At 75.1% G+C, this 12,036-nt stretch carries 15 protein-coding genes; 7 read left to right on the top strand and 8 right to left on the bottom strand.

Going from position 1 to position 12,036, the window contains the following annotated elements:
- Nucleotides 1-40: 40 nt before the first annotated feature.
- The 3 genes from GA0070213_RS02770 to GA0070213_RS02760 all read left to right on the top strand — a co-directional run bounded on the left by GA0070213_RS02770 (nucleotide 41) and on the right by GA0070213_RS02760 (nucleotide 1,175).
- On the top strand, nucleotides 41-421 hold the full coding sequence (locus tag GA0070213_RS02770; RefSeq protein WP_139128609.1) for a hypothetical protein: 381 nt from the start codon (nucleotides 41-43) through the stop codon (nucleotides 419-421).
- A 95-nt stretch (nucleotides 422-516) separates the two neighbouring features.
- Nucleotides 517-918 carry a DUF2267 domain-containing protein gene (locus GA0070213_RS02765; protein WP_091056420.1) on the top strand — a complete coding sequence of 134 codons (402 nt, stop codon included), beginning with the start codon at nucleotides 517-519 and terminating at the stop codon, nucleotides 916-918.
- The gene (locus GA0070213_RS02760) at nucleotides 915-1,175 is read left to right on the top strand and encodes a hypothetical protein (RefSeq protein WP_091056417.1); all 261 of its coding nucleotides are present in this window, start codon (nucleotides 915-917) and stop codon (nucleotides 1,173-1,175) included. Before GA0070213_RS02765 ends, GA0070213_RS02760 begins: the two co-directional genes overlap by 4 nt.
- Nucleotides 1,176-1,178: 3 nt before the next feature.
- On the opposite strand, the gene GA0070213_RS02755 is transcribed toward GA0070213_RS02760, so the two are convergent.
- The gene (locus GA0070213_RS02755; RefSeq protein WP_091056414.1) at nucleotides 1,179-2,108 is read right to left on the bottom strand and encodes a diacylglycerol/lipid kinase family protein; all 930 of its coding nucleotides are present in this window, start codon (nucleotides 2,106-2,108) and stop codon (nucleotides 1,179-1,181) included.
- Nucleotides 2,109-2,118: 10 nt separating this feature from the next.
- The gene (locus tag GA0070213_RS02750) at nucleotides 2,119-2,718 is read right to left on the bottom strand and encodes a TetR/AcrR family transcriptional regulator (protein ID WP_091056412.1); all 600 of its coding nucleotides are present in this window, start codon (nucleotides 2,716-2,718) and stop codon (nucleotides 2,119-2,121) included.
- 73 nt (nucleotides 2,719-2,791) lie between these two features.
- Here GA0070213_RS02750 and GA0070213_RS02745 point away from each other — a divergent pair, with 73 nt between their 5' ends.
- Nucleotides 2,792-3,337 (top strand): hypothetical protein, encoded by a 546-nt coding sequence (locus tag GA0070213_RS02745; protein WP_091056409.1) that lies wholly within the window; start codon nucleotides 2,792-2,794, stop codon nucleotides 3,335-3,337.
- Between the two features lie 3 nt (nucleotides 3,338-3,340).
- Here GA0070213_RS02745 and GA0070213_RS02740 read toward each other — a convergent pair whose 3' ends face one another.
- The 6 genes from GA0070213_RS02740 to GA0070213_RS02715 form a co-directional block, all read right to left on the bottom strand.
- Nucleotides 3,341-4,258, bottom strand: coding sequence for a carbohydrate ABC transporter permease (locus tag GA0070213_RS02740; RefSeq protein WP_217628572.1), 918 nt, complete (start codon nucleotides 4,256-4,258; stop codon nucleotides 3,341-3,343).
- Nucleotides 4,255-5,205 carry a carbohydrate ABC transporter permease gene (locus tag GA0070213_RS02735; protein ID WP_091056406.1) on the bottom strand — a complete coding sequence of 317 codons (951 nt, stop codon included), beginning with the start codon at nucleotides 5,203-5,205 and terminating at the stop codon, nucleotides 4,255-4,257. The genes GA0070213_RS02740 and GA0070213_RS02735 overlap by 4 nt, the downstream gene beginning before the upstream one ends.
- 7 nt (nucleotides 5,206-5,212) lie before the next feature.
- Nucleotides 5,213-6,562, bottom strand: a complete 1,350-nt coding sequence (locus tag GA0070213_RS02730) for an extracellular solute-binding protein (protein ID WP_091056404.1) — start codon at nucleotides 6,560-6,562, stop codon at nucleotides 5,213-5,215.
- A gap of 67 nt (nucleotides 6,563-6,629) precedes the next feature.
- Nucleotides 6,630-7,862, bottom strand: a complete 1,233-nt coding sequence (locus GA0070213_RS02725) for a low temperature requirement protein A (RefSeq protein WP_091056401.1) — start codon at nucleotides 7,860-7,862, stop codon at nucleotides 6,630-6,632.
- 115 nt (nucleotides 7,863-7,977) lie between these two features.
- Entirely contained in the window at nucleotides 7,978-8,751 is a 774-nt protein-coding gene (locus GA0070213_RS02720) for an SIR2 family NAD-dependent protein deacylase (RefSeq protein WP_091056399.1), read from the bottom strand.
- A complete protein-coding gene (locus GA0070213_RS02715) occupies nucleotides 8,748-9,035 on the bottom strand; it encodes a DUF1905 domain-containing protein (RefSeq protein WP_091056396.1) in 288 nt (95 codons plus the stop codon). Before GA0070213_RS02715 ends, GA0070213_RS02720 begins: the two co-directional genes overlap by 4 nt.
- Nucleotides 9,036-9,243: 208 nt before the next feature.
- Between GA0070213_RS02715 and GA0070213_RS02710 the strand changes: the two genes are divergently transcribed.
- From GA0070213_RS02710 to GA0070213_RS02700, 3 genes are read left to right on the top strand one after another with little or no spacing between them, the layout of a single operon-like run.
- Nucleotides 9,244-10,527 carry a sensor histidine kinase gene (locus GA0070213_RS02710; protein WP_091056393.1) on the top strand — a complete coding sequence of 428 codons (1,284 nt, stop codon included), beginning with the start codon at nucleotides 9,244-9,246 and terminating at the stop codon, nucleotides 10,525-10,527.
- On the top strand, nucleotides 10,515-11,174 hold the full coding sequence (locus GA0070213_RS02705; protein WP_091056390.1) for a response regulator transcription factor: 660 nt from the start codon (nucleotides 10,515-10,517) through the stop codon (nucleotides 11,172-11,174). The genes GA0070213_RS02710 and GA0070213_RS02705 overlap by 13 nt, the downstream gene beginning before the upstream one ends.
- Nucleotides 11,175-11,206: 32 nt before the next feature.
- Entirely contained in the window at nucleotides 11,207-12,034 is an 828-nt protein-coding gene (locus GA0070213_RS02700) for a methyltransferase (RefSeq protein ID WP_091056388.1), read from the top strand.
- The last annotated feature ends 2 nt before the right edge of the window (nucleotides 12,035-12,036 follow it).

Raw genomic sequence — 12,036 nt, 5'->3', positions numbered from 1 at the left:
GGGCCTTCCCTCCCGGGTCCGGGTGGGGCATCCTGGATCGATGGGAGAGGTGCGACCGCTGCCCGAGTTCGGTGACCTGTTCGGCGACCTGCGCGGCGAGGACCGGACGCTGCGGGTCAGCTACCACCCCGACCGGGGCGCCGTGGTCCTCTCGCTCTGGACCGGCCCCCGGTGTCGTGGCTCGTTCCGGCTGGCCGCGACGGACCTCGACCGGTTCCTGGACCTGCTCACCGTCGTGCGCGACGATGCCGACCGGGATTCCACCGGCACCGGGGTCGTGGTGGACGCGCCGACGGACCCGGCCGTCGAACGGACCGGGCAGATCGCCGTGGAACGGACCGAGCCGATCGACCTGGAACGGACCGGGCAGATCGACGCCACCGCGCACCGGGTGGCCTGGCCGGTGCCCCGGGTCGCCTGAGTCACGTCCCGAGGCCGCGACCCGACACCGCCCGGCAGCCGTTTGCGGCGGCTGAGCGCGGGAATCCCGCTGTCCCGGCAGAGGGAGGCGGCGAGATGGACCAGGACCAGTTCGTCGGCGCGGTGGCCAGGCGCTGCGGGGCGTCCGCGGAGCAGGCCGCCGCGGTCACCCGGGCCACGTTGACCACGCTGGCCGAGCGGATCGACGGCGGGGAGGCCCGCGACCTGGCCGACCGGCTCCCGGAGGCGCTGCGGGCGTACGCGTTCGGCCCGGCCGAGGCCGCCGAGGCGTTCGGGCTCGACGAGTTCGTGGCGCGGGTCGGCGGGCGCGCCGACGTGGACGTCGACGCGGCCCGCGACGGGGTGACCGCCGTCTTCGACGTGCTGCGCGACGCGCTCGACCCGGCCGCCTACGCGCAGGCCGTCGCCCAACTCCCGGCCGGTTACGACGGCCTGGTCGACCGGAGCGCACCGGTCGTGCGGCGGGCGGCGCGATGAGCGAGGACGCGCTGCGCCGCCCACCGGAGGCCGACGCCCAGGAGCAGCGGCAGGACCAGCGGGTCGTCGGCCCGCCCGAGCGGGTGGCGGACGCCGTGCCCGAGGCGGCCGAGGCCGACCTGGCCGAGCAGGGTGTGCTGCGCCCGCCGAGCGAGCGCGCCGGCCTGGGCGAGTCGGTCCGCGACGACCTGGACCCGGCCGACGCGCTGGAGCAGAACCAGGAGATCCCGCTGCCCGACGAGGACCGCCCGATCTGACCGTCAGTGGTCCGGGCTGTCCGCGGGGGCCATCAGCCGCAGCGCGTTCGGGTCCAGGCCGATGCGCACCGGCGTCCGGCCGTACGGCTCGCCGTCGACCTCGATGCGGGCCGGCCGGTCGGTTTCCAGCCAGAGCTGGCGGACGGCCAGGAACGGTTCGTCGCCGAGGGTGCGGCGGCGGCCGGCGGCGGCGTTGCGCGCCGTCTCGCGCAGCAGCCCGCGCCGGCTGGCCCCACCCACCGGGTACGCGACCAGCAGCCGGTCGTCGGCGTTGGCGTCGGATGTGATCGGTCGCCCGGCGTGGAACCCGCCGTTGGCCACGTACACCTGGTGCGTGGTGAACGCGTGGTCCCGCCCCTCGGCGCGGACGGTCACCCGCAACGGCCGGTGCCGGGCCAGCAGCCCGAGCGCGGTGAGCGGGTAGGCCAGCCGGCCCACGGCGCGCTTCAGTCGGGGCGGCGCGGTCAGCATGATGTCGGCGGACAGGCCGATCCCGACGTGGTTGGTGAACCGGGTGTCGCCGATCAGGCCCAGGTCGACGTCGATCACCTTGCCGTCGGTGAGCACCGCGACCGCCGCGTCGAGGTCGAGCGGGACGCCGACGGTGCGGGCGAAGTTGTTCGTGGTGCCCAGCGGAAGCAGGCCCAGCGCGACGTCGCGGTGGGCGAGCAGCCGGGCCGCCGCCCCGATGGTGCCGTCGCCGCCGCCGGTGACCAGCAGGTCCGGCCCGAGGTCGACGGCCTCGGCCAGCGCCCGGTCGAGTTCGCCCGGCCGGTCCACCGGATACGCGCCGAGCAGCGTGAACCCGGCCGCGCGCAGGCGCGAGTGGACGGTGTCGTAGAGCCGGCGGCCCCGGCGGGAGTGGGCGTTGACCACCAGCGCCGCCCGCCGTCGTTCCCGGATCGCCGCCGACAGTTCCTGCTTGGTCCGCACGGGTCCGACCTTATCCGGGGGGTGCCGCCGACCCGTCGCGGGCGAGCTGGTCGAGGTGCGCGGCGAGCAGGTCGCGGAGTCGCTGCGGCGGCATCCGGTCGGGGTGCAGCAGCGCGTGCAGGGTGAGGCCGTCGAGCAGGGCGTGCAGGCGGGCGACCGCCGCCTCGTCGGCCGGTCGTTCGCCGGTGAGCAGCGCGACGGCGAGTTCGGCGGCCCGGCGTACGCCGTCGTCGGCCTCGGTCATCCGCTCCCGGGCGGCGGGGTCGACCTGCGCCCGGGCGGCGAGCAGCAGCCACACCTCGGCCTCCCGGACGCGCTGGCGGTCCAGCGGCAGCAGTTCCTCCAGCATGCCCTGGACGACGTGGCGGGCGGGGCCGGTGCGGTGGTCGGCGGTGAACCGTTGGGTCGCCGCGGCCATCACGTGTTCCATGGCGAAGACCAGCAGCTCGGTCTGGGTGGCGAAGTAGTGCCGCAGGGCGCTGGGCGACCAGCCGGCCTCGGCGGCGATGCTGCGCACCGTGGCCGCGCCGACGCCGTCGCGGTAGACCACCCGCCACATCGCCTCGGCCAGCTCGGCTCGGCGGGCGTCATGGTCGACGATCTTGGGCACGGCCCCTCCGGCGGCTGGTGGACGGCGGTTGCTAGGGTTGTTGTCGCACAGCGTACTAAAACGGGGAGGTCGCATGCTCATCGGAGTCATCGTCGCGTGCGAGGTGGCGTTCTGGCTGTTCCTGGCCGCCGGCCTGGTCGCCCGGTATCCGCTGCGCCGACCCCGCCTCGGCGCCGCGCTGCTGCTCGCCGTGCCCGCCGTCGACCTCGTCCTGCTGGCCGCCACGATCGTCGACCTGCGCGGCGGCGGCACCGCCACCTTCGCCCACGGCCTCGCCGCCGCGTACCTCGGCTTCTCGGTCGCGTTCGGGCACAGCATGGTGCGCTGGGCCGACGAGCGGTTCGCGCACCGGTTCGCCGGCGGACCACCGCCGCGCCGCGCGCCCCGCTACGGGTGGGCCCGGGCCCGGCACGAGTGGCGGGAGTGGGGCAAGGGCATGATCGGGTGGGCGGTCGCCTGCGCGGTGCTGCTCGGCGGCGTCGCCCTGGTCGGCGACGCCGAACGCACCGAGGAATTGTGGGCGTGGGCCGCCCGGCTCACCCTGGCCATGGCGGCCTGGCTGGTGTTCTGGCCGGTGGCCTACACCGTCTTCCCGAAGCGGGCGCCGCGCGACGCCTGAGGCTCACCCCTTGCGGCCGGTGGTCGCGATGCCCTCGACGAAGTGCCGCTGCGCCAGGAAGAACAGCACGATCATCGGTACGGTGGCGATCACGCTGCCGGCGAGGACGATCTCCCACTGCTGTTCGCCGCCGTAGCCGAACCGGTCCAGGATCACCTTCAGCCCGCGCGGCAACGTGTAGAGCTGCTCGTTGCGCAGGTAGATCAACGGTTTCACCAGGTCGGTCCAGCTGGCCTTGAACTCGAACACGAACGCCACCAGCAGGGCCGGGCGGACCAGCGGGAACGCCATCCGCCAGAAGAGCTGCGGATAGCTGGCGCCGTCCACCCGGGCCGCCTCGAAGTACTCCCGGGGCAGCGAGAGGAAGAACTGGCGCAGCAGGAAGATGTAGAACGCCGAGCCGAACAGGTTGCCCGCCCAGAGCGGCACCTGGGTGTCGACCAGGCCGAGCCGGTTCCAGATCAGGTACGTCGGGATCATGGTGACCGCGAACGGCAGCATCATGGTGGCGAGCACCAGGCCGAAGAGCAGGTTGCGCCCGGGGAACCGGAAGTACGCGAAGCCGAACGCGACCCAGGCGCTGGACAGCGTCGCCGTGGCGGCCGCCGCCACCCCGACCACCAGGCTGTTGAACAGCCAGGTGAGCAGCGGCATCGCCTGCCACGCCTGGGCGTAGTTGTCCGGCGCGAACGGCACCGGCAGGAAGCCGGGCGCGAACACGTACTCCCGGGGCCGCAGCGAGGCGCCGACCAGCCAGACGAACGGCAGCAGGAAGACCACCGCGGCGGCCAGCAGGGCCAGCACGAACAGCACCCGCTGCCAGCGTGGCCGGCGGCCGTCCTCCGGCCGCGGCGCCGGTCGGGTCGCCGGCACCGGGACCACCACCGTGCCGACGCCCGCCGGTCGAGTCGTCGTGGTCACCGGTCCTCCCCCTCGTAGTAGACGAACCGGTTGCCGAGCTTCACCTGCGCCAGCGTGATGCCCAGGATGAGCAGGAACAGCAGCCAGGCCATCGCCGAGGCGAAGCCCATGTGCAGGAACTGGAACGCCTCCCGGAACAGGTGGATCACGTAGAACGACGCCGCGTCGCTGTTGAACGAGCCGGCGGTCTGCCGGTTGCCGAAGTACATGGTGTAGACCTCGGTGAACATCTGCAGCGACGCGATGGTGTTGACGATCAGCGTGAAGAACAGCGACCCGGAGATCATCGGCAGCGTCACGTGCCGAAACCGGGTCCACGGGCCGGCGCCGTCGAGGTCGGCCGCCTCGTACAGGTCACCCGGCACGTTCTGCAGTGCCGCCAGGTAGATGATCACGGTGGAGCCGAGGCTCCACAGGCTCATCAGCACGATGCCGGGCATCACCCAGCCCGGGTCGGTGGTCCAGCTCGGACCGTCGATGCCGACCAGGGCCAGGCCGCGGTTGACCAGGCCGTCCTGCGTGTTGAGCAGCAGCAGGAACAGGATGCCGACCGCCACCGCCGGGGTCATCACCGGCAGGTAGAACACGGTACGGAAGAAGCCCTGGAGCCGGCCGACCCGCTTGAGCAGCAGCGCGAGCCCGAGCGAGAGCGCCATCACCAGCGGCACGTGCAGCGCCGCGTAGTAGACGGTGTTGCCGAGACTGCGCGCCACCTGCGGATCCGACACGAGCTGCCGGTAGTTGTCCAGCCCGGAGAAGCGCGGCGCGTTGATCACGTCGTACTCGGTGAAGCTCAGCCACAGGCTGGCGACCATCGGCCCGGCGGTGAACGCCAGGAAACCGACGATCCACGGCGCCAGGAACAGGTACGCCCAGCGGGCCTCCCGCCGGGCCAGCGGCGAGCGACGCCGCCGGCCCGGTACGGCGGGGGTGACGGAGGTGGCCATCCGCGACCTAGCCCGCGGCCTTGTCGAGCGCGGCGGTCGCCTCCTGCTGTGCGCGGGCGAGCGCCGGGCCGGGCTGCTGCTGGCCGGCGAGCACCCGGTTGACCGCATCGGTCCACGCCTTGTCGAACTCGGCCCCGGCGGGCGAGGCGGGCATGGCGAACGCGACGTCCTGCGCCTGACGTACCGCCGCGACCGCGTCGTCGAAGCGCTTGTCGCCGGTCGGCTGGTACACCTCGTCGAAGATCTTCTTGTCGGCGGCGGTGTTGCCGGTCCAGAGGCCGGTGAAGGGCAACTTGTCGGCCTTGCGGGCGTCGGCGCGCGCCCGGGCGGCGGCGAGCCAGGTGTCGGTGGCGGTCATCTGCTTGACGAACGCGCAGGCCGCCTTCGGGTTCTTCGCCCCCTTGGTGAGCACCCAGGCCTGGCCGGAGGACATGCTCAGCGGCTTGCCCTGCCGGTCCACGAACGGCTTCACCACCAGCTCCGCCTTCGGGCTGTTCTTGGCCGCCTGGTTGAGGAACCACTCCTCCATCGGCCAGGCGACCATCTGGTTCTTGGCCAGCGGGTTCTGCGCGCCGAAGAAGTCGAACGTGTCGCGGAACGACTTGAACTTCCCCCAGCCGCCCTGGTCCTGGACGAGCCGGACGCCGGTGGTGAGCGCCTCGACAACCTTCGGGTCGGTGAGGTTCGGCTTCGTGCCGTCGGCGGAGATCATCTCGGCGCCGTTGGCCCTCGCCCACATCGGCAGGAACTCGGGGATCTTCGGGTCGATGCCGATGCGGCTGAGCCGGCCGCCGGAGACGGCGGCGAGCTTGGCGTTCAACGCCGGCAGCCCGGCCCAGTCGGCCAGGTTCACGTCGTCCACGGTCAGGCCGGCCCTCTTGAGCAGCCCCTCGTTCAGGTAGAGCACGCGGACCTGGGAGAACTCGGGGATGCCGTAGACCGTGCCGTCGAGCGTCACCTGGTCCCTCGCGGACTGGCGGAACTGTCCCATGTCGATTCCCTGCTCGCCGACGCAGTCGGTGAGCGGCTGGATCGAACCGCGCTTGGCGTACGTGCCGATCAGCTTGCGGTCCAGGTACACCAGGTCCGGGGGGTTGCCCGAGGCAACCGCCGACAGGAACTGCTGCTCGTCGAAGGCGCCCTCGGTGATCTGTAACCGGACGTCGGGGTGGTCCCGCGTGAACGCGTCCACCCGGGTGGTGGCGATCTCGTCGGACAGGCTGAGGCCCATGGTGCTGAGCGCACCGCCGCCCTTCTCGCCGCCGCCGGAGTCACCTCCCCCGCCCACGCCGCCGCAGCCGCTGACCGCCAGGATGAGCACCCCGACCAACGCGGTCGCCCGCAGTTTCCGTGACATCGCCACCTCCCGTGGTCGCGCCGGCTGCTCTGCCCGCGCGACAGGCACTTCTCCGAGAAGCGGACGCTCAAACCGGTTGATGCACATCGTTTACCGGCCGTCGCTCCGCGCCCGGTCTCCCCCGCCGGTCCACGGCGACGGCGACCAGCAGCAACCCGGTCAGCAGGCCGAGCGCCGCCGCCGGAGGCAGCGCCACGCCGAGTGGCGCGAGCGCACCGACCGCCCCGGTGACCGCCAGCCGGGCCGGGCCGACCGGCTGCCCGGTGACCCGTCGGAACAGCAGCCACCCGGTCAGGTGGACCGCGGCGCCGCCGAACAGCGCCACGGTGGCCGACCGGCTCAGCCGCGCCGCCGGATCCGCGCCGGAGACGTGCGCCAGCACCTGCTCGACGCCGATCGCCAGGTAGATGACGCCGGCGATCAGCATCAGGTGGGTCTGGCTGTAGGCGTCCGCGGCGATCCGGTCACGCCGGGCCGGCACCGCCGCGCCGAGCGCGCGGGCCGCGGCGGGCGCGGTGCGGCGGAAGTAGAGCCACCACAGGCAGACCGTCGCCGTGAACCCGACCAGCGCCACCCCCAGGACCGACGGCGACGTCACCGCCGAGCCGGCGCCCACCCCGGCGGCGACCACCGACTCCCCCAGCGCGATGATCAGCACCAGGGTGTGCCGCTCGGCGAAGTGCGTCGGGCTGCGCAGCGGCCAGCTCCCCCGGCGGGCGTAGGACAGGCGCTGCCCGACCACCTCCACCAGGAACGCCAGCACCCACAGCGCGGCGTGCCCGGCGCCGCTCAGCACCGCGCCGAGCAGCAACGCCGTCCAGCCGACCGCGCTGACCAGCGCGAAGAAGCGGATCCGGGCGCGCAGCGGCGCGTCGCCGGCGGCCGCCCAGTGGAACAGCGCCAGGTGCACCACGCGCAGCAGCACGTAGGCGAGCGCGACCAGCAACGGCCCGTCCAACCCCGGACCGGGCGTCCAGGCCCGGGGCATGACCAGCGCGGCCACGAACAACGCCGCCATCGCGACCAGGAACCCGCCGCGCACCACCCCCGCATCGGCCCGCGTGTGGTTGCCCAACCAGGTGTACGACGACCAGGCGACCCAGAGCAGCACGAGCAGCAACAGCCCGCGGCCCATGTCGGCCGGGGTGGGATCCGGCCCGACCAACGCCATGATCCGGGTGAGCGCGAAGACGAAGACCAGGTCGAAGAAGATCTCGAACGGCGTGACCCGGCGGTCCGCCGGCGCCGGCACGGGCGGGCGCGACCACCACGGGTGCCGTCCCGCCCGGTCGTCTCCCACGCTCCGCCCCTCGTCGCCGCACCGCCCCCGGCCGACGGTAGGCGGCGCGGCCGGGGCCGGTCGGACGATTCGGCCGATCAGGCGGCTGGACGCCGCTCGGTCGGCTGGACGCCGCTCAGCCGGCGGCGTCCGCCGGCCAGGCCGCCCGGACCAGCTCCGGCAACACCTCGCCCGCACGACCACGCAGGTTGACCGCGCAGACCGCGTCCAGCGGCGTCCGGTCCGGGTTCACCTGCACCACGGGCGCGCCGAGGCGTGCCGCCACCAGCGGGATCTCGGCGGCCGGATGGACCAGCGCGGAGGTGCCCACGGTGAGCAGCAGGTCGCACCGGGACGCCGCCGCGACCGCGGCGTCCAGCGCCGCCGCCGGCAGCGCCTCGCCGAACCAGACCACGCCCGGCCGGACCGGGGCGGCGCACCGTGCGCAGGCCGGCGGGTCGAGCGGCCCGGCCGGCGGCTCGCCCGCGTCACCGGGCGCCGGCGCGGGGTGGGCGCAGGCCGAGCAGCGGGGCGCGAACAGGCTGCCGTGCAGCCGCACCGGGTCGGGCACGCCGCCCCGCTCGTGCAGGTCGTCGACGTTCTGCGTGACCACGACGGTGTCCGGCAGCCGGCTCCGGATCGCGGCCACCGCCCGGTGTCCCGGGTTCGGCTCGGCCCGGCGCACCCCGTGCCGCCGGCTCTCGTACCAGCCCCAGACCAGGGCCGGGTCGGCGTGGAACGCGGCCGGGGTGGCGAGCCGGGCCGGGTCGTACCGTCGCCAGAGGCCGGTCTGCGCGTCCCGGAACGTCGGCACCGCGCTCTCGGCCGACATGCCGGCGCCGGTGAACACCACCGGCCGGCTCGCGACGGCGAGCAAGCGGCCCGCCCGCGCCAGGTCGTCGGCGCTCACCCGTCCACCGTCAGCCGGACGTCCACCCGGTCGCCGAGCTCGATGCCCTCCGCCCGACGCGCCGCGACCCGCAGCGGCACCAGGTAACGCCCGTCCTTCGGCCACAGCGACGTGCGCCACGCGGTGCCGCCGATCCGGACGCCGACCGGGATCATGCCCCAGCCGTAGCTGACCGACGCCGCGGCGGCCGCCAGCGCGGCGCACTGCTCGGCGGGCACGGTCACGAAGTGGTGGGGCGCCGGCCCCCGCCAGAACCAGACCTCGCCGCTGAACGCCAGCTCCATCCGGTCAGGATAGGCGCGCCGGACGACACTCCCGGAGCAGGCGCGGAGCCGCCCACGACACCCGGCCGAACAGCGGCGCGACGGCCGGCCAGGACGCCGGCCGCGCGCACGGGGCGGGGCGGGCCGGACCGGGGTAGGGCCAGACCCACCCCGCAACCGGGGTCTGGACGGCTGGGCCGGCCGCCCGGCCGCTGGCTAGCGTCAGCCCATGACTCAGCCGTCGTACCTGGCCGGGGCGTTGCGCCGCCGCCACTACCCGCTCTCCGCCTGGCCCTGGCGCGCCCTGGCGTACGCCGCGACCACCCTGCCGGTCGCCGGCGTGCTGGCGGTCGCGTGGTCCGTGGTCGCCGCGCCGCTGCTGCTGGTGGCGAGCGCGCTGCGGCAGGGCCGGCCGGTCGACGTGCGGGTGCTGGCCGTGCTCGCCGTGCTGGCGTCGGTCGCGCTCGCGTCGGCGCCGCTGACGAGCGTGCCGGTGGCGGCGGTCGAGCGGTGGCGGCTCGGCCTGGTCGACGACCGGCCCCGACCCGGCCCGGCCCGGCGCGGCCCGGCGGCCCGCTGGAGCAGCGCCGCCGCCTGGCGGGAGGTCGCGTACACCGCCTGGCTGGCCACCGTGGTGCCGCTCGCCTACGGCACGTTCGGCCTGCTGGTGCTGCTCGACGTGGCGCTGGTCGCCGGGCCGTGGCTGGCCGGCGGCGGGGACCGGATCGTGCTGGTCTGGGCCACGGTGGACACGCCGGCCGGGGCGGTACCCTACGCCGTCGCCGGCGTGCTCGCCGCGCCGGCGCTGCTCTACCTGGCCGGTCTGCTGGTCGCCGGCCAGGCGGCGGTGGCCCGGTGGCTGCTCGACGGCGCGCCCGACGCCGGCGCGCTGCGGGAGGTGACCCGGTCCCGGGCCCGCCTGGTGGGCGCCTACGAGGCGGAACGCCGCCGCATCGAGCGGGACGTGCACGACGGGGCGCAGCCGCGCCTGACCAGCCTCACCCTCCAGCTCGGGCTGGCCCGCCTCGACGTGCCGGACGACTCCCCCGCCGCCCGACCGCTCGACGCGGCGCACGAGCAGGCCAAGGAGCTGATGGTGACGCTGCGCGGCATCGTCCAGGGCCTGCGCCCCCGGCAGCTCACCGAGTTGGGGCTGGCCGGCGCGGTCGGTGACCTGGCCGCCCGGTCGGTGGTCCCGGTCACCGTGCGGGCCGAGCTGTCCCACCCCGCGCCGGAGCTGGTCGAGACCACCGCCTGGTACGTCGTCTCCGAGGCGCTGGGAAACGTGGCCCGGCACGCCGGCGCGACCCGGGCCGAGGTGCGGCTGACCCGGGCCGACCGCCGGTTGGTGGTGGAGGTCGAGGACGACGGCCGGGGCGGCGCCGACCCGGACCGGGGCACCGGCCTGACCGGGCTCGCCGACCGGGTGGCCGCGGTGGACGGCAGGTTGCTGCTGTCCAGTCCGCCCGGCGGGCCTACCCTCGTGCGGGTGGAGCTGCCGTGCCGTCCGTGACCCGGGTCGTCCTCGCCGAGGACGAGGTCCTCCTCCGCGAGGGACTGGTGGGCCTGCTGACCCGCTTCGGCTTCGCGGTGGCCGCCGCGGTCGGCTCCGCCCCGGAGCTGCTGGACGCGGTCCGTACCCACCGGCCGGACCTGGTGGTGACCGACATCCGGATGCCGCCGGAGCACCGCGACGACGGCCTGCGCGCGGCGGTGACGCTGCGCGCGGAGCGACCCGACCTCGCCGTGGTGGTGTTGAGCCAGCACGTGCAGAGCGGGTACGCCGCGGCGCTGCTGGACAGCGGCGACGGCCGGCGGGTCGGCTACCTGCTCAAGGACCGGGTGGCCGACGTGGCCGAGTTCGCCGACACGCTGCGCCGGGTGGCCGTCGGCGGCACGGCCGTCGACCCGGACGTGGTGCGGCACCTGCTGCGCCGACCGCGGGACCCGCTCGGCGCGCTGTCCCGACGCGAGCGGGAGGTGCTGGGCCTGGTCGCCGAGGGCCACTCCAACGGCGCGATCGCCGCCCGGCTGCACGTCACCGAGGCCGCGGTCGGCAAGCACGTGGGCAACATCCTGGCCAAGCTGGACCTGCCGCCGGACGACGACACCAACCGCCGGGTGCTGGCCGTGCTCGCCTACCTGCGTGGCAGCGGCTGACAACCCACCCGTCGGGGCGTGAGGATGGGTCCGTGAACGCATCGCGGGACGCCGTCGACCCCCCGCCCGAGCCGGCTCACCGTTACCTGCTCGACAACGCCCGGGCGGAGGCGGGCGAGCGGTTCACCTGGCTGGCCGCGCTGTTCGACGGCGTCACGCGGGGGCACGCCGAACGGCTCGGGCTGCGGGCGGGGTGGCGCTGCTGGGAGGTGGGCGCCGGTGGTCCCGGCGTTCCCGAGGCCCTGGCCGCGGCCGTCGGCCCGACCGGTCACGTGCTCGCCACCGACATCGACCCGTCCTGGTTGGACCGGCGCGGCGGATACGAGGTGCGCGAGCACGACGTCGTCCGGGACCCGCCGCCGCAGCCCGGCACGTTCGACCTGGTGCACGCGCGGCTGGTGCTCGTGCACGTGCCCGACCGGGCCCGCGCGCTGGCCACGATGGTGGCGGCGCTGCGGCCCGGCGGTTGGCTGCTGGTGGAGGACGCCGACACCGAGCTGCAGCCGCTGGCCTGCCTGGACGAGGTCGGCCCGGCGCAGCGGCGGGCCAACACGCTGCGGCGCGCCGTCCGGGAGCTGATGACCCGTCGGGGCGCCGACATGCGTTTCGGCCGGACGCTGCCGCGGGCGTTGCGGGCGGCCGGCCTGGTCGACGTCGCGGCGGCCGGCTGCTTCCCGGTCGGCGGGGTGGCGTGCGACCGGCTGGAAGCCGCCACCGTGCGCATGGTCCGCGCCGACCTGCTCGCCGCCGGCCTGACCGACGACACCGAGATCGACGCGCACCTGGCCGCGGTCGACGCGGGCGACCTCGACCTCACGCTCGCGCCGCTGGTCTCGGTGTGGGGCCGCCGGCCCGCCTGACC

The sequence above is a fragment of the Micromonospora humi genome (assembly GCF_900090105.1).
Taxonomy (GTDB): domain Bacteria; phylum Actinomycetota; class Actinomycetes; order Mycobacteriales; family Micromonosporaceae; genus Micromonospora; species Micromonospora humi.
The sequence above is the reverse complement of the archived record's forward strand: the minus strand, read 5'-3'. Positions and strand labels throughout refer to the sequence as shown.